General features: G+C 72.0%; 18 protein-coding genes. 5 read left to right on the top strand and 13 right to left on the bottom strand.

What is annotated here, in order from left to right; all coding sequences use genetic code 11:
• Nucleotides 1–12: 12 nt before the first annotated feature.
• From ACGFNN_RS11645 to ACGFNN_RS11675, 7 genes are all read right to left on the bottom strand, one after another.
• Entirely contained in the window at nucleotides 13–2,592 is a 2,580-nt protein-coding gene (locus ACGFNN_RS11645; protein ID WP_393555126.1) for a SpoIIE family protein phosphatase, read from the bottom strand.
• Nucleotides 2,593–2,785: 193 nt separating this feature from the next.
• Complete coding sequence (locus ACGFNN_RS11650; protein WP_362539148.1) at nucleotides 2,786–3,220, bottom strand: ATP-binding protein; 435 nt, start codon at nucleotides 3,218–3,220, stop codon at nucleotides 2,786–2,788.
• Between the two features lie 219 nt (nucleotides 3,221–3,439).
• Nucleotides 3,440–4,057: a hypothetical protein gene (locus ACGFNN_RS11655; RefSeq protein ID WP_393554897.1), complete on the bottom strand. Its 618-nt coding sequence runs from the start codon at nucleotides 4,055–4,057 to the stop codon at nucleotides 3,440–3,442.
• A complete protein-coding gene (locus ACGFNN_RS11660) occupies nucleotides 4,054–4,449 on the bottom strand; it encodes an NUDIX domain-containing protein (protein WP_393554899.1) in 396 nt (131 codons plus the stop codon). The genes ACGFNN_RS11655 and ACGFNN_RS11660 overlap by 4 nt, the downstream gene beginning before the upstream one ends.
• Before the next feature lie 125 nt (nucleotides 4,450–4,574).
• Nucleotides 4,575–4,775, bottom strand: coding sequence for an SPOR domain-containing protein (locus tag ACGFNN_RS11665; protein WP_362539247.1), 201 nt, complete (start codon nucleotides 4,773–4,775; stop codon nucleotides 4,575–4,577).
• Between the two features lie 184 nt (nucleotides 4,776–4,959).
• Nucleotides 4,960–6,681, bottom strand: coding sequence for a purine-cytosine permease family protein (locus ACGFNN_RS11670; protein ID WP_393554901.1), 1,722 nt, complete (start codon nucleotides 6,679–6,681; stop codon nucleotides 4,960–4,962).
• A gap of 201 nt (nucleotides 6,682–6,882) precedes the next feature.
• Nucleotides 6,883–7,635 carry a GntR family transcriptional regulator gene (locus tag ACGFNN_RS11675; RefSeq protein ID WP_362539141.1) on the bottom strand — a complete coding sequence of 251 codons (753 nt, stop codon included), beginning with the start codon at nucleotides 7,633–7,635 and terminating at the stop codon, nucleotides 6,883–6,885.
• A 276-nt stretch (nucleotides 7,636–7,911) separates the two neighbouring features.
• On the opposite strand from ACGFNN_RS11675, the gene ACGFNN_RS11680 reads away from it, so the two are divergent.
• Together ACGFNN_RS11680 and ACGFNN_RS11685 are read left to right on the top strand one after the other, a co-directional pair.
• Nucleotides 7,912–9,264: a glycoside hydrolase family 18 protein gene (locus ACGFNN_RS11680; RefSeq protein ID WP_393554903.1), complete on the top strand. Its 1,353-nt coding sequence runs from the start codon at nucleotides 7,912–7,914 to the stop codon at nucleotides 9,262–9,264.
• Between the two features lie 118 nt (nucleotides 9,265–9,382).
• Nucleotides 9,383–10,678, top strand: coding sequence for a DUF2993 domain-containing protein (locus tag ACGFNN_RS11685; protein WP_393554905.1), 1,296 nt, complete (start codon nucleotides 9,383–9,385; stop codon nucleotides 10,676–10,678).
• 48 nt (nucleotides 10,679–10,726) lie between these two features.
• Here ACGFNN_RS11685 and ACGFNN_RS11690 read toward each other — a convergent pair whose 3' ends face one another.
• The 4 genes from ACGFNN_RS11690 to ACGFNN_RS11705 all read right to left on the bottom strand — a co-directional run bounded on the left by ACGFNN_RS11690 (nucleotide 10,727) and on the right by ACGFNN_RS11705 (nucleotide 15,624).
• Nucleotides 10,727–11,227 carry a cupin domain-containing protein gene (locus tag ACGFNN_RS11690; RefSeq protein ID WP_362539135.1) on the bottom strand — a complete coding sequence of 167 codons (501 nt, stop codon included), beginning with the start codon at nucleotides 11,225–11,227 and terminating at the stop codon, nucleotides 10,727–10,729.
• 171 nt (nucleotides 11,228–11,398) lie between these two features.
• A complete protein-coding gene (locus tag ACGFNN_RS11695) occupies nucleotides 11,399–12,853 on the bottom strand; it encodes a M20/M25/M40 family metallo-hydrolase (protein ID WP_393554907.1) in 1,455 nt (484 codons plus the stop codon).
• Complete coding sequence (locus tag ACGFNN_RS11700) at nucleotides 12,846–13,910, bottom strand: DUF917 family protein (RefSeq protein ID WP_393554909.1); 1,065 nt, start codon at nucleotides 13,908–13,910, stop codon at nucleotides 12,846–12,848. Before ACGFNN_RS11700 ends, ACGFNN_RS11695 begins: the two co-directional genes overlap by 8 nt.
• 79 nt (nucleotides 13,911–13,989) lie before the next feature.
• Nucleotides 13,990–15,624 carry an OPT/YSL family transporter gene (locus tag ACGFNN_RS11705; protein ID WP_393554911.1) on the bottom strand — a complete coding sequence of 545 codons (1,635 nt, stop codon included), beginning with the start codon at nucleotides 15,622–15,624 and terminating at the stop codon, nucleotides 13,990–13,992.
• Nucleotides 15,625–15,858: 234 nt separating this feature from the next.
• On the opposite strand from ACGFNN_RS11705, the gene ACGFNN_RS11710 reads away from it, so the two are divergent.
• Nucleotides 15,859–16,632 (top strand): IclR family transcriptional regulator, encoded by a 774-nt coding sequence (locus ACGFNN_RS11710; protein WP_393554913.1) that lies wholly within the window; start codon nucleotides 15,859–15,861, stop codon nucleotides 16,630–16,632.
• A 15-nt stretch (nucleotides 16,633–16,647) separates the two neighbouring features.
• On the opposite strand, the gene ACGFNN_RS11715 is transcribed toward ACGFNN_RS11710, so the two are convergent.
• On the bottom strand, nucleotides 16,648–17,376 hold the full coding sequence (locus ACGFNN_RS11715) for an AroM family protein (protein WP_393554915.1): 729 nt from the start codon (nucleotides 17,374–17,376) through the stop codon (nucleotides 16,648–16,650).
• A gap of 283 nt (nucleotides 17,377–17,659) precedes the next feature.
• Between ACGFNN_RS11715 and ACGFNN_RS11720 the strand changes: the two genes are divergently transcribed.
• Nucleotides 17,660–19,240, top strand: a complete 1,581-nt coding sequence (locus ACGFNN_RS11720; RefSeq protein WP_393554917.1) for a hypothetical protein — start codon at nucleotides 17,660–17,662, stop codon at nucleotides 19,238–19,240.
• A gap of 146 nt (nucleotides 19,241–19,386) precedes the next feature.
• On the top strand, nucleotides 19,387–19,851 hold the full coding sequence (locus ACGFNN_RS11725) for a DUF1772 domain-containing protein (protein WP_393554919.1): 465 nt from the start codon (nucleotides 19,387–19,389) through the stop codon (nucleotides 19,849–19,851).
• Nucleotides 19,852–19,983: 132 nt separating this feature from the next.
• On the opposite strand, the gene ACGFNN_RS11730 is transcribed toward ACGFNN_RS11725, so the two are convergent.
• On the bottom strand, nucleotides 19,984–20,700 hold the full coding sequence (locus ACGFNN_RS11730) for a haloacid dehalogenase type II (RefSeq protein ID WP_393554921.1): 717 nt from the start codon (nucleotides 20,698–20,700) through the stop codon (nucleotides 19,984–19,986).
• Nucleotides 20,701–20,922 lie beyond the last annotated feature (222 nt).

A 20,922-nucleotide genomic window follows, 5' to 3' on the forward strand; every position in this document is an offset into this window, starting at 1 on the left:
CTCGTACGGCCGTCAGTACATGCTCAGCAGCTGCTCCACGGAGAGCTCCGGTGCGGGCTCTCCGTCGGGCAGCGCCAGCTCGAACCAGACCGTCTTGCCCCGCGGGGTGCGGCGCGATCCCCAGGCGGCGCTGAGGAGTCCGACCAGTTGCAGTCCGCGCCCGCCCTCGTCCGTGTCACGGGCCCGGCGTCGCCTCGGCTGGACGAGACCGGCGTCCCACACCTCGCAGACGAGCGTGCGGTCGCGCAGCAGCCTGAGCCTGATCTCACCCTCGCCGTAACGCAGGGCGTTGGTGACCAGCTCGCTGACGAGGAGTTCGGTGGTGTCCACCAGGTCGTCCAGGTCCCAGGAGACGAGCTGCGCACGGGCCAGTTCGCGGGCCCGTGCGACGGACCGCAGTTCCCGCGGCAGCCGCCAGTCCCCCACCGCCTCCGGTGCCAGGCCCTGGATCCGCGCCATGAGCAGGGCGATGTCGTCCTCGCCGTGACGGGTGTCGAGCGTCGTCAGGACGTGGTCGCAGACGTCTTCGAGCGGCTGGGACGGTTCGGCGAGGGCCTGCCGGAAGGCGTCGAGGCCTTCGTCCAGCGGGTGGTCGCGCGACTCGACGAGTCCGTCGGTGTAGAGGGCGAGAAGGGCACCCTCCTTGAGCTCCACCTCGACCTCCTCGAAGGGCTCGCCGCCGACGCCGAGCGGCATGCCGGGGGGCACGTCGAGCAGCATGGCGGGCTCACCCGGCTCGGCCACCACCGGGGGGAGGTGGCCGGCGTTGGCGAAGGTGCACCTTCTGGTGACCGGGTCGTAGACCGCGTACACGCAGGTCGCCAGATAGACCTCGGACAGGTCCGCCTCACGGGACTTGTGGGCGGCACGGGCGGGCCACTGGGCGCCGCCGCCCGCGCCGAAGCCCTCGCTGTGCTCACCGCCGCCCGGGTTACCGAGCCCGCGTGCCACCTCGTCCAGGGCGGACAGCACCTCGGCCGGCTCCAGGTCCAGCAGCGCCAGTGTGCGTACGGCGGTGCGGAGTTCGCCCATGGCGACCGCCGCGCGCAGTCCGCGGCCCATCACGTCGCCGACGACCAGGGCCGTGCGGTGGCCGGGGAGCTCGATCACGTCGAACCAGTCGCCGCCGACCTCGGTGGCGGTGTTGCCCGGGAGGTACCGGCAGGCGATGTCGAGTCCGGCGGCCTCGGGGTCACCCGGCGGGAGCAGGGAGCGCTGGAGGATCAGCGCGCGCTCGTGCTCCCTGCGGTAGAGGCGTGCGTTGTCGATGCAGACGGCCGCGCGCGCCGCGAGTTCGGTGGCCAGCGCCCGGTCCCTCTCGCCGAAGGGTTCGCTGCCCTTGGCACGGGAGAACTGGACGAGACCGACGACGACGTCGTGCGCGACCATCGGCACGGCGAGGGTGGAGTGGACAAAACCGCGCTCGTCCCCGGGGACGTCCTCGGCCCGGCCGGAGCGCAGTGCGGCGGCGCAGGGCGAGTGGAAGGGGTAGCGGTGGACGGAGCCGAGCGCGGGCGGGCCCGGGTCGCCGTCTGGTTCCGTGTCGTCGCCGTTCCTGGCACCGGGGATGACTCCGGGGAGGGCGTCGGACACGGCGCTGGCGTGGGCGACCCTGCGCAGCTCCGCCGAGCCCGCGCCGGACTCGTGGTGTCCGCCCCAGCTGGAGGGCGAGGCCTCCTCGCCGGTGAGGAGCCCCTGGTACAGGTCGACGGAGGCGAGGTCGCAGAATCCGGGCACGGCGACGTCGAGCAGTTCGCGGGCCGTGGTCTCCAGGTCGAGGGAGTTGCCGATGCGGGCGCTGGCCTCGTTGAGCAGCGCGAGGTTGCGGCGCGCGCTGGCAGCCTCCCTGGCGGCGATGTGCCGTTGGGTGACGTCGGTCGCGAGCCCGGCGACGCCGATGGGCCGTCCGGATCCGCTGTGCACGCGGTAGAGGTTCATCGACCAGTGGCGGCGGGCCAGAGCCCCGGGCGGCCGGCCCACGAGCGGGAGATCGGTGACCGCCTCACCCGTTCGCAGGACACGTTCGAGGGTGTCCGTCAGACGCTCGGCCTCGGGGTGGGCCAGGTAGTCGCCCACCGTACGGCCGCGGTGGTCGTCCGCCTCGCCGCCGAAGACGGTGGCGAACCGCTTGTTGGCGCGTACGACCGTGAAGTCCGTCCCGAAGAGCACGAAACCGAAGGGAGATTGGCCGAAAATGGCCTGTGAGGCCGCGAGGTCCGTCTCGATGAGCCGCAGGGCCCTGACATCCACGACGATGCAGAGGGCCGCTCGCTCCCCGGCTCCCGTCTCGCTCGGCATCACGTAGATCTCGGCCAGTCCCCGGACGGCGCTCTCGCCCGGGATGCGGAACGGGACGAGTCCCGTCCACTCCTTGCCGTCGAGGATCTCGCCGACCCGCCGGTGGGCCTCGGGGCGCAGCTCGGCGGGCATGAAGGCCTCCACCGGGTCCTTGCCCACGACCTCGTCGGACGCCATGCCGAAGAGAGCGGCGGCCCGCCGGCTCCACTGCTCGATCAGCCCGTCGGGCCCGATCGAGAATGAGGCGACCCTGATGTAGTCATAGATCGAGCCGGGCGGGCTGCTCTGCCACACGACGCCGCCCGCCGTCCCAGGTATCTCGCTCACGCGACCGTCCCCTCCAGCTCACACACCGGACCGGTCCTGCCCGCAGTATTCAGCACTACGGGCCTCACCGGCACGGCGTTCACGATCACAGCACGGTCTCAGTCCCTTTCAGCCAGGTCCTGCCCGACCTCCGGTGATCGCTGTGCGTCCCTCCACACTCCTAACCAGGCAGAGCGAGCTCGAACCACACCGCCTTGCCCGTCTTTCCGCGCCGGGTTCCCCAGCGGTGCGCGGAACGAGCCACGAGCTGCAGGCCACGGCCTCTCTCGTCGTCGGGTCCGGCCATGCGTTCGGTGGGCGGATCCGGAACCGGATCGGAGACTTCCACCACCAGCCCGCGCCTGTCGGCCCCCGTCCCCCGGTCACCGTCCGGACACGGGCGCAGCAGGCGGACTCCGATGGGACCGGAGGCGTACCGCAAGGAATTGGTCACCAGTTCACTCACGAGCAGCACGGCGAGATCACCCACCGCGGCCTCGATCCCCCAGTGCCGCACCGTGTCCCCGACCGCGTGCCGGGCACTGCGCACGGAGCCCGGAACTGCCGGAAAACTCCATTCGGCGCTGCCGCCTTCGGCACCGGTCACGCCGATCACCTCCCGGGTCGGCAGGGCAGCACCCCCACATCAAGGGCGCGAACGCGACATACCCGGTGAGCTGCGCGATGTATCACTCTCGGTGATGTGTGGTGCGATCGGGCGCACTCACGGCGTATCCACCGCGCCCAGGACCCGGAGCCGCCGCGAGCGGGTGCGGCGCCCTCCCGCGCCGGGAGGCGTCGGACCGTGTGACCGCACGTTTTCCGCCGTCCGGTGTCACCGGCGAGGCTCACGGCCCGCGGGCGCCCTGACCTCCAGTACGACGGCCTCCCCGGCGACGCTCGCGTCCTCGTGCATGAGGATGCGGGCGCCCGGCGCGACGTGGGCCCACTGTGCGGGGGTGAGCGGGACGAGCCGCACCACGGCCCGGCCTCCCGGGGCGAGGAAGGGCAGGCCCTCCACCCACAGCCCGGCGATGTTCCAGGCCGGCGCCCCGTCCGGGGCCCGGTTGCCGATGTCCCACATCGGCCTCAGGACACCCTGCCCGGCCAACGGGGTCCTGCGCCGCGCCTCCCCTGCGGGGCGGAGCCGGAGTTCGGCGCGGACGGACCCGTTGCGCGCCTCGGCGGCGCGCCAGTGGCACCAGGCCGCGCTGCGGGGCAGCCACGACTGCTCGGCGGCGCGGGCGAGGCCCTCCCAGAACGCGGCCGGAAGGTCCGGGGATCCGGCGCACTCCTCCAGGAGACCCAGCACGGTCTCCCACCGGTCGTGGACGAGGTCGTCCCAGATGTCGTCCGGCGTGAAGTCGTTCCCGGTGGCCGTCGATTCGGGGGCGAGCAGCGAAGCGGCCCGGAGCAGTCCGATCACATCCGCGTGCCGCTCACCGGTGTTCACCTCAGCTCGCCGGCGTCCCTCAGGTCGTCGAAGAGAAGCTGGTCCACGGGCGGGACCCGGTCCCGGTCCGCGTACGAGAACCAGGATATCTCCTCGATCTCACTGCTGGGGGCCAACTCCCCCTCGTACGAGGCGGTGTAACAGGCCATCCGCACCACGGCACCCTCCGGGAGCCCCGGCCCGCCCGCCTCGTACGTCCCCACGTGCCGCGCCGTGCCCGGGTCCAGGGCCACGGTGAGCTCCTCCTCGATCTCGCGGACCAGGGTCTCGACGTCCTTCTCGGCGCCCTCCCGTTTACCGCCGGGGATGTAGAAGACGTCCTTCCCCCGTGGACGCGCGCACAGGATCCGGCCGTCCACGACCCGCACCCAGGCCACCGTGTCGATCAGCACAGCGGTGCCTCTCCCCTCTCGTCCGGAAACTGGCCGAAAGGGACACTACCGGGACGGGCCGGGACGCCCGGTCGGATCCCCCGCCGGGCGCCGACGGCTCGGCCCGTGACCGACTCGGGGGGAGCTCAGGGGCGTGCGCCCCGGCTTGTACGCTCCACCCAGTAGAGCTGCTTGTGCCCGTTGCGATCCAGGCCGTCCGCGATCTTCTGCGCCTCGTCCTGCGTCGCGTAGCGGCCGACGCGGTACCGGTTGCCGTTGTCGTCCTGCCTGATCACCAGCCAGGGGAGCACGGCGCCGCTGTCCGTCATGGCGTCACTCTCCAGCATCTCGCCCCTCTCCCCACTGGTGTGCATGCTTCTAAGGATCCCCAGGAAACCGCAGTACGCATATGCCCGAGCGTACGCCTGACCTTCACTCAGCGGATGCGCGTTTACACAAAGAGATACGCATCCGGCCACGCCAAAGGGGGCGCACTCTCCCGAATGCGCCCCCATCACCGCTCCGTCGGCGTCAGCCGGCCGGTGTCCGGACCGTGGGCATGGGCATCAGCACGGGGCCGGCCGCGGGTTCCTTGCGGCAGACGTCACCGCACTCCGCGTCCAGGGAGCAGCACAGCGAGCAGATCGGCCCCGACTGCACCGGGCAGTCCGCGATGTCCGGCAGTTCGTAACCGGTCTCGCAGACGGCGCAGGTGTGGGTGGCGGTGATGTCGGCGATCTCGACGCCCGGGCCGTTCACCGGGTTGGGGCGCGCCAGGTAGTACTTCCCCTTCGTCAGCCAGGCGATCAGCGGGCAGAGGACCAGGGACAGCCCGGCGGCGATGAAGGTGGAGAACGCCTCGGCGTAGGTGCCGAACAGCCCGAAGAAGGCCAGGATCGACACGGTCGACGCGATCACCATCGCCCCGAAGCCTGCCGGGTTCACCGCGTACAGGTAGGCCCGCTTGAACTCGATGTAGCGGGGGCTCAGACCGATCCGCTTGTTGATGACCAGGTCGGCCGCGACGGCGGCGATCCAGGCGATGCCCACGTTGGAGTAAAAGCCCAGCAGCTTGTTGAGGGCCGCGAACATGTTCATCTCCATCAGCGTCAGCGCGATGGCGAGGTTGAGGAAGATGTACCAGACCCGGCCGGGGTGCTTGTGCGTGATCCGGGAGAAGAAGTTCGACCAGGACAGCGATCCGCTGTAGGCGTTGGTCACGTTGATCTTGATCTGGGAGACGATCACGAAGATCGCCGCGGCCGGGAGGGCGAAGGAACCGAGCCAGGGCTTCAGGGCCTCGATCTGCGGCGCGATGGGCTCCAGCGCGTGTGTCTTGCCGACCGCCTCCAGTGCGACGAAGGCGAGGAAGGCGCCTCCCAGCTGCTTCGCGGCACCGATGATGACCCAGCCGGGACCGGCGGCCAGCACTGCGAGGTTCCAACGGCGCTTGTTGGCCTCGGTCTTGGCGGGCATGAAGCGCAGGTAGTCGGCCTGTTCGCCGATCTGGGCGATGAGCGAGAGCGCCACGCCCGTACCGAGCCCGAAGGCGACCCAGGAGAAGCCGGGGCTCGCGCCCTCGGTACCGGTGAACGACCCGAAGGCGCCCCAGGAGTCGGGCGCTTCGAAGGCGAGGACCACGAAGGGCAGCACCATGCCGATGATCCAGACCGGCTGCGTCCACGCCTGGACCTTGGCCAGCGCGCCCATGCCCCGGAACACGATCGGGATGACGATGAGCGTGGTGACCAGGTAGCCGATCTCGACCGGCAGCCCGACCGCCTGATGCATGGCCTGCGCCATGATCGAGCCTTCGAGCGCGAAGAAGATGAAGGTGAAGGACGCGTAGATCAGCGAGGTCAGCGTGGAGCCGAAGTAGCCGAAGCCCGCACCCCGGGTGACCAGGTCCATGTCCAGGCCGTACTTGGCGCACGCGCGCGCGATCGGGATGCCGGTCAGGAAGATGATCGCGGCCGCGGTGAGGATGGAGGCGAATCCGCTGGTGAATCCGTAGGTGAAGACGATGGACGCCCCGATGGCGAAGTCGGCCAGGTACGCGATGCCGCCGAGCGCCGTGCCCGCCACCATCGAGGGGGACCAACGCCGGAACGAGTGCGGCGCGTAACGGAGCGAGTAGTCCTCGCGGCTCTCGTCGGCCGCGAGCTTGGCGTAACTGCGGCGGGGCAGCTCCGGGCCACCCTGCGGCTCCTGGGGCGGCGCCTCGCCCGCCTTGGGCGTTGCGATGTCCGTCATCGGTGACTTCCCGTCCGTCGGTCCGGTGTGCGTGACGAACGGGAAGGTAGAACCGGGACATGACAAGTCGTGACGGCGCGGCATTGCCCGCGGGTTACACAGCGCGCGGAGGTGTTAATTCCGGATCACCGGGGGCGGACAGGCTGTCGCGCCCAGCGGTCACCACAGCCGTCCCACCTGTCACCACATCCCCTGCGGCGCTCAACGGACCGGCAGATGGTAGGCAATCCGGTAGCGGTCGGCGGGAACGACGACGTCGGCGGTCTCGACCGCCCGCCCCGAGGCGTAGTACGTCCGGCCGATCACCATCACCACGTGCCCGGGTACACCGCCGAGCGCCAGGAGCTCCTCCGCCAGCCCCGGGCGCGCGCCGACCTCCTCGACCACGTTGTCCACCACGACGTCGATCGCCGCCATGCGGTCGACCACCCCGCTCCCGCCCAGCGGGCCCTCCTCCGGCAGCATCACCGGCGTACGGCCCGTTACGGCCAGGGGCTCCCAGGACGTGGAGAGCATCATGGGCTCGCCCGCGTCGCGGAAGACGTACCTGGTGCGCATCACCCGGTCACCCGGTTCGATACCGAGCCGCTCGGCGACCTCGGCGCTCGCCCCTTCCTGCTCGCTGCGGGACTCCCAGGTCCCCCGCACGCCGTCCGCCGTCTGCTCCTGACGGAAGGGACTGGCACCCGACTCGGGCCGGTACCCGGAGCGGGCGATCCTGCGCGGGACCGGGCGCGCCCGCACATACGTACCCGAGCCCGAGCGCCCCTCGACGAGCCCTTCGGCCATCAGCACCTTGCGCGCCTCCAGCGCCACGGTGTCGGAGACGCCGTACTCCTCGCGGATGCGCGCCTGCGACGGCAGGCGTGTATGGGGCGGCAGCGCGCCGTTGACGATCTTCTCCCTGAGATCGCTCGCCACGCGCAGATAGGCGGGCTGCTCACCGAAAGGCACAGGCCACTCCCAACAGGTTGACAGACAGCAACAGCCTGGCAACCGTGGGTTGAGATCCGCAAGCACGGGCCAGAGTTTCACTCGAAGTGATGATTCAGCGCCCACCTGCGCATACCCGATCGAGGTCGGTACGGCGCACATACGGACCCTTGACCATTTTTGGTCCAGACCAATACCTTCCTGTGCACAGCACGGCTCCCGTTGATCTTCAAGCTCCCTGGCCCCCGGGCCCCCCTTGCCCGGATCCGCCCCGGACCACGCACAGGAACGAGCCCCATGCGCCGAAGAACCCTGACCGGACTGACCACCGCCGCCTGCGCCCTCACCCTGCTGGCCGGCCTCGCGCCCGCGGCCTCGGCGGGCCCCGCGGACCACGACCGCGGCCCGGGCCACCACGACCGCTCGTACCGGACTGTCGGCTACTTCACCCAATGGGGCGTCTACGGACGCGACTTCCAGGTCAAGGACCTGGAGACCAGCGGCACGGCGGCCAAGCTCACCCACATCAACTACGCCTTCGGCAACGTCAGCGCCGAGGGCAGGTGCTTCACCGGCAACGTCCCCGGCGAGGCGGACGCCTGGGCGGACTACGCCCGTCCGCTGGACGCCGCCGGATCGGTGGACGGCGTCGCCGACACCGACACCCAGCGCCTCGCGGGCAACTTCAACCAGCTCCGCGAGCTCAAGGCCGCGCACCCCGGCCTCAAGGTGATGATCTCCCTGGGCGGCTGGAGCTGGTCCACCCACTTCTCCGACGCGGCCCGCACCGCGGAGTCCCGGAAGGCGCTCGTCTCCTCCTGCATCGACCTGTACATCAAGGGCAACCTGCCGGTGGACGGCGCCCGCGGGGGCGACGGCGCCGCGGCCGGCCTCTTCGACGGCATCGACCTCGACTGGGAGTGGCCGGGCTCGGCCGGCGACACGGACACCGTGTACCGCCCCGAGGACAAGCGGAACTTCACGGCCCTGGTGCACGAGTTCCGCACCCAGCTCGACGCCTACGCCAAGAGCTCCCGCAAGGGGAAGCCGAAGCACTACGAGCTGTCGGCGTTCGTCCCCACGGCACCCGCGAAGATCGACGCCGGGTTCGACGTGCCGCGCATCATGCGGGACTTCGACTTCGTCAACCTCCAGGGGTACGACTTCCACGTCTCCGGCGAGGCGACGACCGCCCAGCAGTCCGCGCTGTACGCGAGGGGCGACTTCAGCGTGGACCAGACGGTCCGCGACTGGATCCGGCGCGGTGCCCCTGCCCGCAAGCTGGTGATGGGCATGCCGTTCTACGGGCAGGGCTGGACCGGTGTCACCGGAGGCGGCGACGGACTCGGGCAGCCGGCGGCGGCACCGGCGCCGGCCACCTGGGCGGCCGGCTACGAGGACTACAAGGCCCTGAAGAAGCTGGCCGATTCCGGGGCGTTCAAGGTGCACCGGGACACCAGGAACGGCCACGCCTGGCTCTTCGACGGCACGACCCTGTGGACGTACGACGATCCGCAGGTGCTGCGCGCCAAGACCTCGTACGTCCGTGAACGCGGCCTCGGCGGGGCGATGTTCTGGTCGCTGGACGGCGACACGGACGACGGCGAGCTGATGACGGCGGTCGACCGCGGGCTGCGCGGGCGTCGCTGACGGACCGGGGGCCGCCGGCTCGCGCCGTGCGGCCCCCACCGCTCGAAGATCGTGAGTTGGATCGCATCCGGCCGATCCGGATTGCGGACAGGGCCGGTTGTCGTGTTCGGATGAGTTGATGCACACTCCGCGCCACTCCGATCCGCTCGACGTCCCCGACAACCGTTCCACCGCGCCCCTCGATCCCTACGAGGAACTCGGGTCCCTCGCCGGCGCCCCCGGGGGTGAGTTCCCCGGCGGTGAGGAACCCGGCCACCGGTGGTCGGGCCGCTCCCGCCGGGTGGTCCGGCGCGAGGCACAGCGTGAGGCACGGCGCGAGGCACGGCGCGCCGCACGACCGGAGCCCCGCGACACACGGCGCGAGGAACCCCGCGAGGGGCGGCGTTGGTGGCGCCTGACCGGGCTGTCGCGCGCGGCGAAGACCGTGGTGGCCCTGGCCGTCCTCACAGCCTTCGTCGCCCTGGCCGACCGCTGGGCGGTCCTGTACGCCGAGGGGAAGGCGGCCGACACCATCAAGAACCAGCTGGATCTGGCAGCCGCGCCCGAGGTGGAGATCGGGGGCTTCCCCTTCGTCGACCAGCTCGCCGAGAAGAAGTTCGACTCGGTACGGGTGACCGTGCCCGACGTGCCGGCCGACCGTGTCTCGCTGCAGAAGGTGTCGGCCACGGCGCACGACGTCCGGCTGGACGCGGACGGTCTCACCTCCGTGCACGGTGCGGACATACCGGAGCTGGAGGGCGATGTCCTGCTGTCCTTCGACGACCTGAGCCGCGAGCTGGGTTCGTCCCAGATCACCTTCCGCGGGGAGGGCGGCGACAAGGTCAGGGCCGGCGGCACCCTGCCGGTCGCCGGGCAGGACCTGCGGGTGCACGCCGAGGCCACGGTCAGGCAGCAGGCCGAACGCGGCATCGCCACGGACATCGGCAACATGCGTCTGGACATCGGCGATCTGGCCACCTACCGCCCCGGCACCCGCCCCTCGGAGGGCCTCCACCTGACCCGGAAGGCGTCCGCCGACCTCGCCGAGGAGAACGGCGAGGCGAAGGCACTGCTGTCCGTCCCCTCGATCGCGCAGCGGCTGGGCGTACCGGAAGGTGTGGCCCGCGAAGGTCTCGGCGACGACGGGAAGCTCGCCGGACTGACCGGCTCCCCGCACTTGGCCCGGGAGGCACGGAACCTCGACCTCATCGACCTGGCCGAGGACGACCCCGCGGTGCTCAGCGCCCTGGGCATCTCCCCCGACCTGCTCGACGCGCTGACCGGGCTCACCCGGCCGGTGCTCGCCGACAAGCTGTCCCTGGCCTTCCAGCTGCCGGAGCCTCCGCACGGGGACATCCGGCTGCGGGACGTCCGGGTCGAGGAGGACGGCATCCGGGTACGGCTCTCCGGCTCGGGGCTGAGCGTGGGCGGCTGAGCGCAGGGCTGTCAGGACGCCGGTGAACCGCCAAGACGGGTCATGGCGTCACGGGTAGCGGTGCCCCGGGTCGGTCCAGTAGGTGTCGTGCCGGAAGAAGAACTCCGCGCGCTGGTGCTCCGGCCAGTCGGACACCTGGCCCACCTTCTCGAAGTACTCCTCGCGGGGCGCTCCCGGCGTAAAGAGCAGCAGCATGGTGGCGGGCTCCGGGGAGTCGTTGCGGAAGGCGTGCAGGCCGCCCTGGGGGACGTACAGGAAGTCTCCCGGCCCGGTGTCGGTCCACCGCTCGCCGTCGTGGATCCGCACCGTCCCGTCGAGGATGTAGAAGGACTCCGAGATCGACCGGTGGAAGTGCTCGGGCGGGCCTCCGGCCCTCGGGCCCATGGTGATCCGGTACAGCCCGAACTCACCGTGCGTGGATTCGGTGGTGGCCAGGTAGTCGGTGCTTCCGCCACCGCGGGTCAACAGGTTCGGGGTGGTGTCCGTGGGGCGGTACCGCGCGCTGATCTCCCCCGTGCCGTCCAGGTACACGGGGTCCGGGTAGGACATCGCGTTCTCCCTGCCTCCGGTCTCGGACCGGTCCGCGTCCCCCCGCGCGCCGGGCGGCAGCCGCCCGTCACCGGGGTGCTTCCTCCCCCACCACGGTACGACGGCCCCGGGCCCCGGGCTCCTCGGCGCCGGGGGCCGTCGTACACGGTCGGGAGGACGGTTCGGGCAGGCTCAGGGAACCAGGGCGAACGCGTTGAGGGTGAGCGCCAGGCAGGCGGTCAGGCGCTTCGCGTACGGCACGTGCAGGGACTCGTTCGGTCCGTGGGCGTTGGCACCGGGCCCCAGCACCCCGCAGGCCAGGAACTGCGCCTCGGGGAACTGCCTGGTCAGCTTCCCCATCAGGGGGATCGTGCCGCCCTGCCCGATCCGGGCGACGTCGGCCCCGTCGAAGCAGGCACGGCTCGCGGCGGACAGGGCATCCCTCAGCCACGGCCGCTCGGGCGGGGCGTGCCAGCCGTCGGCCAGGACCCGGTCGGGTGTGAAGCGCACGCGGGCCCCGTGCGGAGGATCGGACTCCAGGAGGCGGCCGATCTCCTCGACGGCGGCGGCGCTGTCCGCCTCGGGAGGCAGGCGCAGGGAGAGCTTCACCCGGGTGTGCGGACGCAGTACGTTGCCCGCCTTGGCGACCGGCGGGAGTCCGTCGGCGCCCGTGACGGCGAGACTCGGGCGCCAGGCACGGGCGAGGAGCAGTTCCTCGGGGTCGTGGGTCACCGGTCCCGTGCGGTGGCCGTCCTCGTCCTCGTGCCAGTCGAAACGCCGCCACACCTGGTCGCCCAGGAGAGCGGCCGCCGTACGGGCCTGCTCGCGGCGTTCCGGCGGCACCGCGCACCGCAGGGCGTCGGGGCGGATCTCCCCGGTGCGGCTGTCCTCCAGCCGGTCGAGGAGGTGGCGCAGCACCCGGAAGGACGAGGGCACTACACCGCCCGCGTCGCCGGAGTGTGCGCCGTCACCGAGCACCCGGACGTCGAGCGTGCCTCCGCAGTGGCCGCGCAGTGACGTGACCAGCCACAGCCGCTCGTAGTCACCCGCGCCGGAGTCGAGGCACACGACGAGGCCGATCTCGCCCAGCCGCGGGGCCAGTTCGGCGAACCAGTGGTCCAGGTCGGGGCTGCCGGACTCCTCACCGGCCTCGAAGACGCCGACGCAGCGGGGCCGGGCCGCCTGCTGCGCCGCGAGGGCGCGTACGGCGGTCATCGCGGCGGGCAGCGCGTAGCCGTCGTCGGCTCCGCCGCGCCCGTACAGCAGTGGCCCGTCCTGGACCGGTTCCCACGCGGAGAGGCCCTCGGCCCATCCGTCGCCCTCGGGCTGCTTGTCGAGGTGCCCGTAGAACAGGACGGTCTCCTCGGCCCGCGCGCCGTCCCCGGGGACCTCGAAGAAGACCAGGGGCGTGCGTCCCGGGGCGCGGAGGACCTCCACGCGCAGGCCGGGGAGGGTGACCGTGCGCAGCCAGGCGGCCGCCGCGTCGGCGCTCCGGTCGAGGACGCCGTTCGTCTCCCAGTCCGGGTCGAACGCCGGGCTGAGCGCCCGGAGACGGATGTGCTCCCGGACGAGGGGCAGCACCTCTCCGTCCCAGCGCGCGTCGCAGAAGTCCTGTACGCGGCGGGCGTCCGCTCCCCGCTCAGGCATGGGCCGGGACCCGGGGCGCGGGGGCGAAGGGGAAGCCGAGCAGTTCCTCCACCGGCGCGTACACCTCGGGCAGGTACATCGTCGAGGAGAGGAGCAGGTTGGCGGCCGGGGCGAGCAGGACGTCGACCCGCTTGCCGACGGCGACGTCGGCGGAGGCCAGCGGGGCGCCGTCCTCACCGAACGTGGTGATGAGGTCGGGGAAGGCCGCCCGGCGCTCGCCGTCGAGTTCCAGCGTCATGTACTCGTTGACGAAGTGCAGCGTGGTGCCGGCGGCGTCGTCCAGCACGGCGACGCCCACGTCGAGGCCCTCGCGCGTCTCGCAGCGGTACTCGCGCACCGTCCCGGTGGCGACGATCTCGCCGCCGAGGTGGGTCGCGGCGCCCGCGGGGCCGTCGGCCAGGTAGCGGCGGCCGAGTTCGATCGCGAAGCCGATGGCGCCGGGCGCCCCGTGCTTGACGGCGTAGCCGACCTCGACGGGGTTGCGGGCGACGCCCACCCAGCCGCCGGCCTCCACCGAGGCGCGCCGGACCACGGAGGACGTGCCCTCCAGCCCGCCGGCCACGGCGCCGTCGACGTAGGTGTACGGCCTGCCGCCCGCGTAGCCCTGGACGGTGCGGTAGCCCTCCTCCCGGTGCAGGCCCATCGCGCCCATCACGCTGGAGGGGTGGGCGCGGCCGTTGCAGGCCAGGTCGATGACGGGGAGTCCGGTCATCGCCGAGTGGAACCAGCCGTTGATGGTGGTCTCGGCGCCGTTCTCGTTGGTGTGGATCGCGGCGAGCGGGCGCGGCAGGTCCCTGCGCAGCAGTTCGAGGGCGCGCAGCAGGTGGGTGGGCAGGACCAGCGGGTCGACGGCGGCGGGCGCGCCGACCAGGGCCACGGTGGCGGTCAGGTCCTCGGGGGCGAACTCGTCGGCGCTCCACAGCTCGGGCGTGCCCACCTGGAGGGCGAGTTCGGCGGTACGCAGCCCCCGCTCGACGAACCCTCCGCCTCCTCCGCCGAGCACGGCTCCGCCGTACACGGCGGCGCGGATGTCGTCATGGGTCAGCTGTCGCTTCACGGGGTGCTCCTGAGGGGTGTTGCCGGTCCTGCGTACGTGCCGGGGTGTGGGTGGAGGGCGGGGGGAGAGGAGGAACAGGTCACTTGCGCAGCGCGTCGAACGCGCCGTGGCCGAAGGACCAGAGGGCGTCACCCGCGATGGCGCCGCCGGCGAACACCTCCAGGTCCTCCTTGGCGCGGCCGCCGAACAGGCGCGGTGCGAGCACCCGGCAGACCAGCCCCGCCGCCACCATCCAGCCCGCCATCGGCGTGGTGATGAGGAGACCGGTGGCCAGCAGGATGCCGAGCTGCCGGCGCGGTCCTCCGAGGAGCTGCACCAGGGCGCCGGGGATCGCCCAGAGGGCGAGGTCACCGGCGATGCCTCCGGAGGGGCCGGCCTTGATGGCGGCGACGTAGGCCGCGTCGATGGGCGGGACCTTCCCTTCGTCGAAGAACATCCGGTAGGAGACGAGCACCACGACGACGGCAACGCCGAAGCCGATCATGGCGGCGATGAGCTGCTGGCGGCGGCCCTCGATGTCGAACGCCGGGTCGCCGTCCTCGGTGCGCAGCAGATGCCCGGTCTTGAGGTCGTAGCCCATGTCGGCGAAGGCGGGGCCGGTGGCGGCGGTGAAGCCCGCCAGGACCACGAGGGCCTCGGGCGGGAAGCCGATGAGGATGCCGAGCAGCACGGTGATGAGGGCGATCGCGAACGCGGGGAACCAGCCGGCGTGCATGGCGGCGATACCGACGAGCAGTTCGTGGACGAAGGCGGCGGCCGTCGCGTACAGGATGAAGCCGATCAGCATGCCGGGGCTCATGTGCGTGGCGATGCCGGTGCCGAAGGTCAGCAGCAGGGCGATGACGAGATAGGCGCCACCGCCGATCCCCATCGAACGCCCGGGGCGGCGGCTGGCTTCCGGACGGCCCTGGACCGTGCCGCCGCTCTTCGCTCGGCCGGCGAGGACGGCGCGGCCGACCTGGAACAGGGCGACCAGGCCCGCACCGATCATCATGCCGTGCGGCAGGTGGATCGCGTTGATGTCGACGCCGGCCAGGGTGTCCGCGTAGGAGCTGATCAGCAGGCCGACGCCGAACGCGATCATCGCGCCGAGCCCGCCGATGAGGGCGACACCGAACGCCGACATGGGCAGGGCGAAGGCCGAGCCGATCGCTCCGGCCAGCAGTCCGGCTCCCAGGACCTTGGCACGCCGGCCGCCCGTGTCGCCCGCCTTGATGGCCTCGGCGGCGGCGATGCCGGGGGGCCAGGGGTTGTCGGCGGGGAACGCCGGGGTGTTGAAGAGGCGGTACAGCAGCCAGGCGTCGACCAGCATCGCGGCCGCGACGCCGATCAGCATCGGCATCACCATGTCGGGCAGCCCGAAGAGGAACGGGATGCCGATCGGCAGGAACAGGCTGTTCGCGGCGCCGAAGGTGGCCGAGGAGATGCTGGTCTGGGCGAGGTTCTGGGCGTGCACCGAGCGGTAGCCGCGGAAGGCGACCAGCGGGATACGGGCCAGTGTCATCGCGGCGAGCGCGCCGACGAGTGAGGTGCTGGGGGTGATGCCCAGCGTGGCGAGCAGCTGCATGCCCACGACGGCACCGAAGAGGCTGAGCACCACGGTGAGGATGAGGTTCCCCGGTGCGAGGGCGCGCGGGTGGCGCCGCGGGAGGCTCGCGGGCCGTTCGGCGCGCGTGGCCTCGTCCGACGGGGCGGTGTCGGCGTGATGGCTCATGGGTGCTCCTGACGGGGCGGCGGGCCGTTCGCCCCGCCGGTCACTGGGAGAGTTTCTCTGTAGTTCCACATTCTAGAACCGTGTCCAATAATTTGGACTAGTCAGGATCATCGGCTCGGAAGGGTCCCGGCGTCAAGGAGTCTCAGGATGTGGGCGGTCCGGCCCCGAGCGGCGGCCGCATACCATCGGACGCGGACGGCCGGGGGAGGCCGCGGAGGAAGGAAAGGGCAGACGGTGAGCACACTCGTCAACGCGCGGGACGTCCTGCGTCTCATGGCGCATCTGCAGCGCGACGTCACGGTGACCGATGTGGCGGGTGAGCTGGGGCTCCCCAAGAGCTCCGTGTCGCGGACGCTCAGCATGATGGCGGAGTACGGCTTCCTGGAGCGCGACCCCCTCACCCGCGCCTACCGCCCCGGCGAGCTGATCATGGAGGCCTCGTACCACTTCCGCGCCTCGCGCGGGGCGGTCTCACTGCTGGAGGAGGAGGTGGCCCGGCTGGTCGCCGACACCGGGTACACCGGTTACGTCGACGTCCTCGACGGCAGCGAATCCCTCGTGCTGCACATGCGGATCAGCACCACCGGTGCCCTCCAGGCATACACCCCGGCGGGCACCCGGGCACCCGCGTACGCCAGCTCCATGGGCCGGGCCCTGCTGGCCCGGCTGGAGGACGCCCAGGTCATGCGCCTGGTCGACGCGCGGATCGAGAGCAGCGCGGGCGGGGCGCCGAAGACCCGCAAGGATCTCCTCGCGCAGCTGGCCCGGGTACGGGCCGACGGATGGGAGTTCTCCCGCGGGGAGTACGTGCCCGGGGTGGCCGGCATCTCGGCGGCGGTCGTGGACGGCGACACGGGGCAGATCTTCGGCATCGGCATCGCCCTGCCCGCGCCCGAGCTCCGGGACGACATGCCGGACCGTTTCGGCCGGGCGGTACGGGACGCCGCCCTGCGCGTCGGCAAGCGGATCGGCGACCCGTACTGGCTGCGCTTCACGGCCGGCGACTGACGGCCGGGACGGCCCTCAGCGGAGCAGCGGTCCGGTCCAGGCGCCCACCATGGCTCCCGAGGTGAGGACCGGCACGGTGACGCCCGCGCGCCGCAGCGCGAGGCGGTGCCGGTCGGCGTAGCCCATGCAGTCCAGGACGACCGCCCTTGCTCCCCCGTCGACGAGCGCACGGGCCGCCTCGACCAGACGGTTCTCGTCCCCGTAGGGCGAGGCGGTCGCGAACTCCGGTGCCGGGGTGAGCCCGCGCCACTTCTCGCGGGCCTCCGCCACCTGCTCCGGCAGCGGCACCACCACTCCGACGGGACTGCCACCCAGGAGCGTGGACACGTACGCCGTGACCAGGGCGTCGGGCTCGATCAGGCGCGCCCGGCGGGCGCGCAGTCCGGGGAACTCCCCGGTGCACAGCACCACGATCACATCGGCTCCCCCGGACGCACCGGCCCCGTCGGGCCCCACGCCCTCCTCCCCCACTCCGGCTTCGAGGCGGGCGATCAACCGCTGGAGCCCGTCCGCAACGGCACCGGCGTCCAGGGTGACCGCCTCCCCGTCGGCGAGGCGGCTGATCAGCGTGGCGGAACCACCCGCCGGGACGCCGAAGAGCCGCTGCACCTCGGCGCGTTCGAGCCCGTCCAGCACACCGGCGTGCCGCACTCGCACGTCCGGGGGCAGTGTCGCCTCGATCGCCTCCGACAGATCCTTGCGCGGCGCCTGACCGATGGTCACGAAGACCAAGGTGCTTCCCACCCGAACCAACTCCCCTGGGTTCTACATTCTGGAAATGAGTTCCGGAAAATGTATACCCGTGGATCGACGGCCACAGGCGCACCGGTACTCCTCGCACCGCAGGTCCCGCGCGACGTGCGGGTCCCGCGAGCCGTCCGCTCCTGCCGGGTGCCGGACGAACACGGAACCGCGGAGATGTCCGTCCGACGTGGCGACCCCCGCCATTTCCCTTCCGCTCCCCTGTTGTTGGCCGGGCGCGGCTACTCTCCCCTCGCCCCCGGTCCGCCGCAGGAGAGGTACCTCCATGAGCACCCCGGTCCACCGCGCCTCGACCCGGCAGTCCAGGTCCGCCCCTACGCAGGCCCAGGGGCGCCGGGACCGGACCCGGGCCGGTGGTTCGTTCGGGAACCCTGCGGACGCGACGTTCCTCGGCATCCAGGCCGGCGCCGGCAACCGGGCCGCGACCGCGGCGGTTCAGCGCGCCCGGGGCGGCGCGAAGGGGGAGGAAAGGGAGGACGCCCCCGCCCCCGCGGCTCCAGCCGCGTCCACGAGCTTCCGCGACCGGATCGCGGCGATCCTCGACAGGATCAAGAAGAACTTCGAAGTCGTCGACACCTTCGTCAAGAACGTCCACGTCCCGGCCAACGCAGGCTTCTCCCAAGAGGCTTCGGCCACCGCGAACGAGGGCCTCAAGCACTCCGCCGCCGCTTCGGGCGCGGCCGCCACGTCCGGGAACCTCCTCACCGAGGCCACCGGCACGGTGCTCAGCGGCATGGATGCGGTCAAGGCGAAGGAGAAGGCCGACAAGGCCGGGAGCGGGGCGGCCTTCCACGAATCGAAGAAGAAGTTCAACTCCAAGGGGGCGGACTCCGTCGTCGGCGCCGTCGGCACTGCGACCTACGCCCTCGGCATCGCCAAGGAGGCGACGAAGGCGCAGAAGGCCGCGAACGCCCTGGCCGTCACCGAGGCGAGCGGCATCGCGTCCGGCGTCACCGGCGGCGTGAAGGGGGCGCGTGCCGCCATCCGTACCGGGGGAACGGCCCGCAAGCACCGCGCCCTCAAGAAGCTGCCCATGCCGGAGCGCACCGAGGACGCGGCGCTGACCCGCCTCGACCAGGCGCGGCAGCAGGCCGAGTGGGCGGCGGCCGAGGCGTACGTCGCTCTGGACATGCAGTGGGACCATGACGAGGAGGGCCGGCTGGACCGCGTCGCCGAAGCCATCGACACGGCCTGGGGAGCGATGGGGGACGCCCGCGACGCGGCCCGGGACCTCCGGCGTGCCGAGGACGTCAACACGATCAACTCGGTGCACTCGTACGCACTCGGCAAGCAGCGCAACAAGATGGGCAAGCAGGCCCTGACCGCCGTCGGCGAGTCCACCAAGGCCGCCGGCGGGATCGTGACCGCGGTGGCGGCCACCGCGGGCGGAGCCGGACTGGCGAGCAACCCGGTCGGATGGGGCCTGGCCGCCGGCGCGGCCGGACTCATCCTCGGGGTCACCGCCTACCGTGCGGGGCGCGCCGGCGTGAAGCGGTACGAAGGGGCCCGCCACCCCGAGCGCTGGGCGGAGGAGGGGACAGCGGCGGAGCCGGCCTCCCGCGGCGACGCGCTGAAGGAGGCGCTGAAGTTCTGGAAGAAGGTGGAGAACGGCGAACGTCAGGCCATGGCCCGCAAGATCTACGCCCTGGCGGCGGGGCCCGGTGTCCCGGGGAGCGGTGACACCACCGCCGAGATGCGCGAATCGGCCCGCGCCCTGCTCATCGCCCTCAAAGCGGGTCCCGCCGACCACCGGCTGAGCCCTGAGGAATGGGCCGGTTCGCTCGACGACCCGGCGAAGACGGCTGCCTGGGTGAAGGAGATCGCGGAACAGCTGTCCTCCGCGTGACCGGCGTACCCGGAACGGGAGCGGCCGTTCGGTCGCCGAGTGCGCACGGACCGAGCACGCCGACCACGGCAACGGACTGTCCGCCTCCGGCACCAATCGGCCAGAGGCCCTGCGGAGAGCGGCAGGGGCCGATGAGGATGATCGGCATGTCGGAGATCCTCGAAATCTGCGCCCTCGTCTGTACCGGGCTCTACGCCGGTTACATGTTCGCCTTCCTCTCGGGTGTCATGCCCGCCCTGAAGGAGGTGGACGACGCCACTTTCACCCTCGTCATGCGGGGCATCAACCGGAAGGTGCCCGGGCCGCTCTTCCTCCTCCTCTTCCTCGGGTCGCCGGCCTTCCCGGCCGCCTCGTGGTTCGTCGCCCCGGACGGGCGTGCCGGGAGCGCCGGAGCGCTCGTGGGCGCAGCCGCGGTCTGCGCGCTCATAGGTCACCTGATCACCTCGGCAGGCAACATCCCGCTGAACAACGCCCTGGAGTCCTCGCGGGGCCAGGGCGACGAACGGACCGCCCGCGTGGCGTTCGAGAAGCGCTGGAACGCCCTGCACCTGGTGCGCACCCTGTTCGCCGTCGCCGCCTTCGCGCTGATGGCCGTCGCCGTCGTCCGGTGAGCCGCCCGCGACGGCGCCCGGTGATCCGCCCCCGCTGTGCCGCGCGCCTCGGTGGCACGCCCACCGCGGCGAGTCCGGCGAGGGCCTCGACGTACGGGGCGGTCTCGGCCTCGGGTGCCGTCGACCGGCCGATCAGGTGGAGGACTCCCGGACCGGGGCGAAGGGGGCGAGCACGGCGGCCAGTTCCTCCAGGCCGCCGACCCGCCAGTCGAAGGTGTCGGCGTCCGTCGGGGCGTCCCCGCCGGGACGGTGCACATAGGCCGTACGCATGCCCAGGCCCTGGGCGCCTCGCAGATCCCAGGCGTGGGCGGCGATCATGACCATACGGTCGGGCGGGCAGTCCGCGGTGTCGATGGCGAGCTGGTAGACGGCGTCCGCCGGCTTGAACGCGCGGGCGTCCTCCGCCGAGAGCGCCTGGTGCCAACGCAGCCCGGAGTGGGCGTTGAGGCGAAGCAGGGTCGCCCGACCGGCGTTCGTCAGACCGACGACCGGGAACAGGCGCGCCAGAGCGGCGAGGCCGGACAGGGAGTCCTCCCAGGGCGCCAGGCGCTGGTTGGCCGTGGCGAGAAGCTCCACGGCGTCGGGGTCCGTGAGCCCGGCACGGCCGGCCAGTCGCTCGACGGCCTCTCTGTCCAGGACGGCGGAGTTCGCATAGGGGCGCTCGCCTCTCGCGACGCGGCCCTCCTCATGGGCGACGTACTCCTCCCAGTCGGCGAGCAGCCGGTCGACGGTCGCCTCGTCCGCCGGAGTGAGCACTTCACGGATCGCGTTCCGCAGCCCGCCGGGCTGGTCGACCATCGTGCCGAGGACATCGAAGACGGCGACCTCCACCGTGCCTGTCGTAGCCATCCCCATACCTTTTCCCATGCCTGTACCCCACGCCACGCGAACGCCGTCCCCGGCCGGGGACCGGCTGTCCCTCCAGGTCGCTCCTGCCCTTCGCCGTGGCGCCCTCACCTCCGGACTCGAGGCCCCGACACGCCTGTGCGGCCCTCGGCCCGCCGTCCGATCCCACGGGACGACCGGGCAGGCACCATGGTCAAGAGGATCGGCTACGACTTCGCGTCGCCC

Source organism: Streptomyces sp. NPDC048590, assembly GCF_043199535.1.
GTDB lineage: Bacteria > Actinomycetota > Actinomycetes > Streptomycetales > Streptomycetaceae > Streptomyces.

What these genes read in the sequence shown, in the direction of transcription:
- ACGFNN_RS11720 (WP_393554917.1), top strand. Translation starts at nt 17,660, where the DNA reads ATGAGCACCCCGGTCCACCGCGCCTCGACCCGGCAGTCCAGGTCCGCC.
- ACGFNN_RS11695 (WP_393554907.1), bottom strand. Translation starts at nt 12,853, where the DNA reads ATGCCTGAGCGGGGAGCGGACGCCCGCCGCGTACAGGACTTCTGCGAC.
- ACGFNN_RS11680 (WP_393554903.1), top strand. Translation starts at nt 7,912, where the DNA reads ATGCGCCGAAGAACCCTGACCGGACTGACCACCGCCGCCTGCGCCCTC.
- ACGFNN_RS11705 (WP_393554911.1), bottom strand. Translation starts at nt 15,624, where the DNA reads ATGAGCCATCACGCCGACACCGCCCCGTCGGACGAGGCCACGCGCGCC.
- ACGFNN_RS11685 (WP_393554905.1), top strand. Translation starts at nt 9,383, where the DNA reads ATGCACACTCCGCGCCACTCCGATCCGCTCGACGTCCCCGACAACCGT.
- ACGFNN_RS11725 (WP_393554919.1), top strand. Translation starts at nt 19,387, where the DNA reads ATGTCGGAGATCCTCGAAATCTGCGCCCTCGTCTGTACCGGGCTCTAC.
- ACGFNN_RS11730 (WP_393554921.1), bottom strand. Translation starts at nt 20,700, where the DNA reads ATGGCTACGACAGGCACGGTGGAGGTCGCCGTCTTCGATGTCCTCGGC.
- ACGFNN_RS11690 (WP_362539135.1), bottom strand. Translation starts at nt 11,227, where the DNA reads ATGTCCTACCCGGACCCCGTGTACCTGGACGGCACGGGGGAGATCAGC.
- ACGFNN_RS11670 (WP_393554901.1), bottom strand. Translation starts at nt 6,681, where the DNA reads ATGACGGACATCGCAACGCCCAAGGCGGGCGAGGCGCCGCCCCAGGAG.
- ACGFNN_RS11665 (WP_362539247.1), bottom strand. Translation starts at nt 4,775, where the DNA reads ATGCTGGAGAGTGACGCCATGACGGACAGCGGCGCCGTGCTCCCCTGG.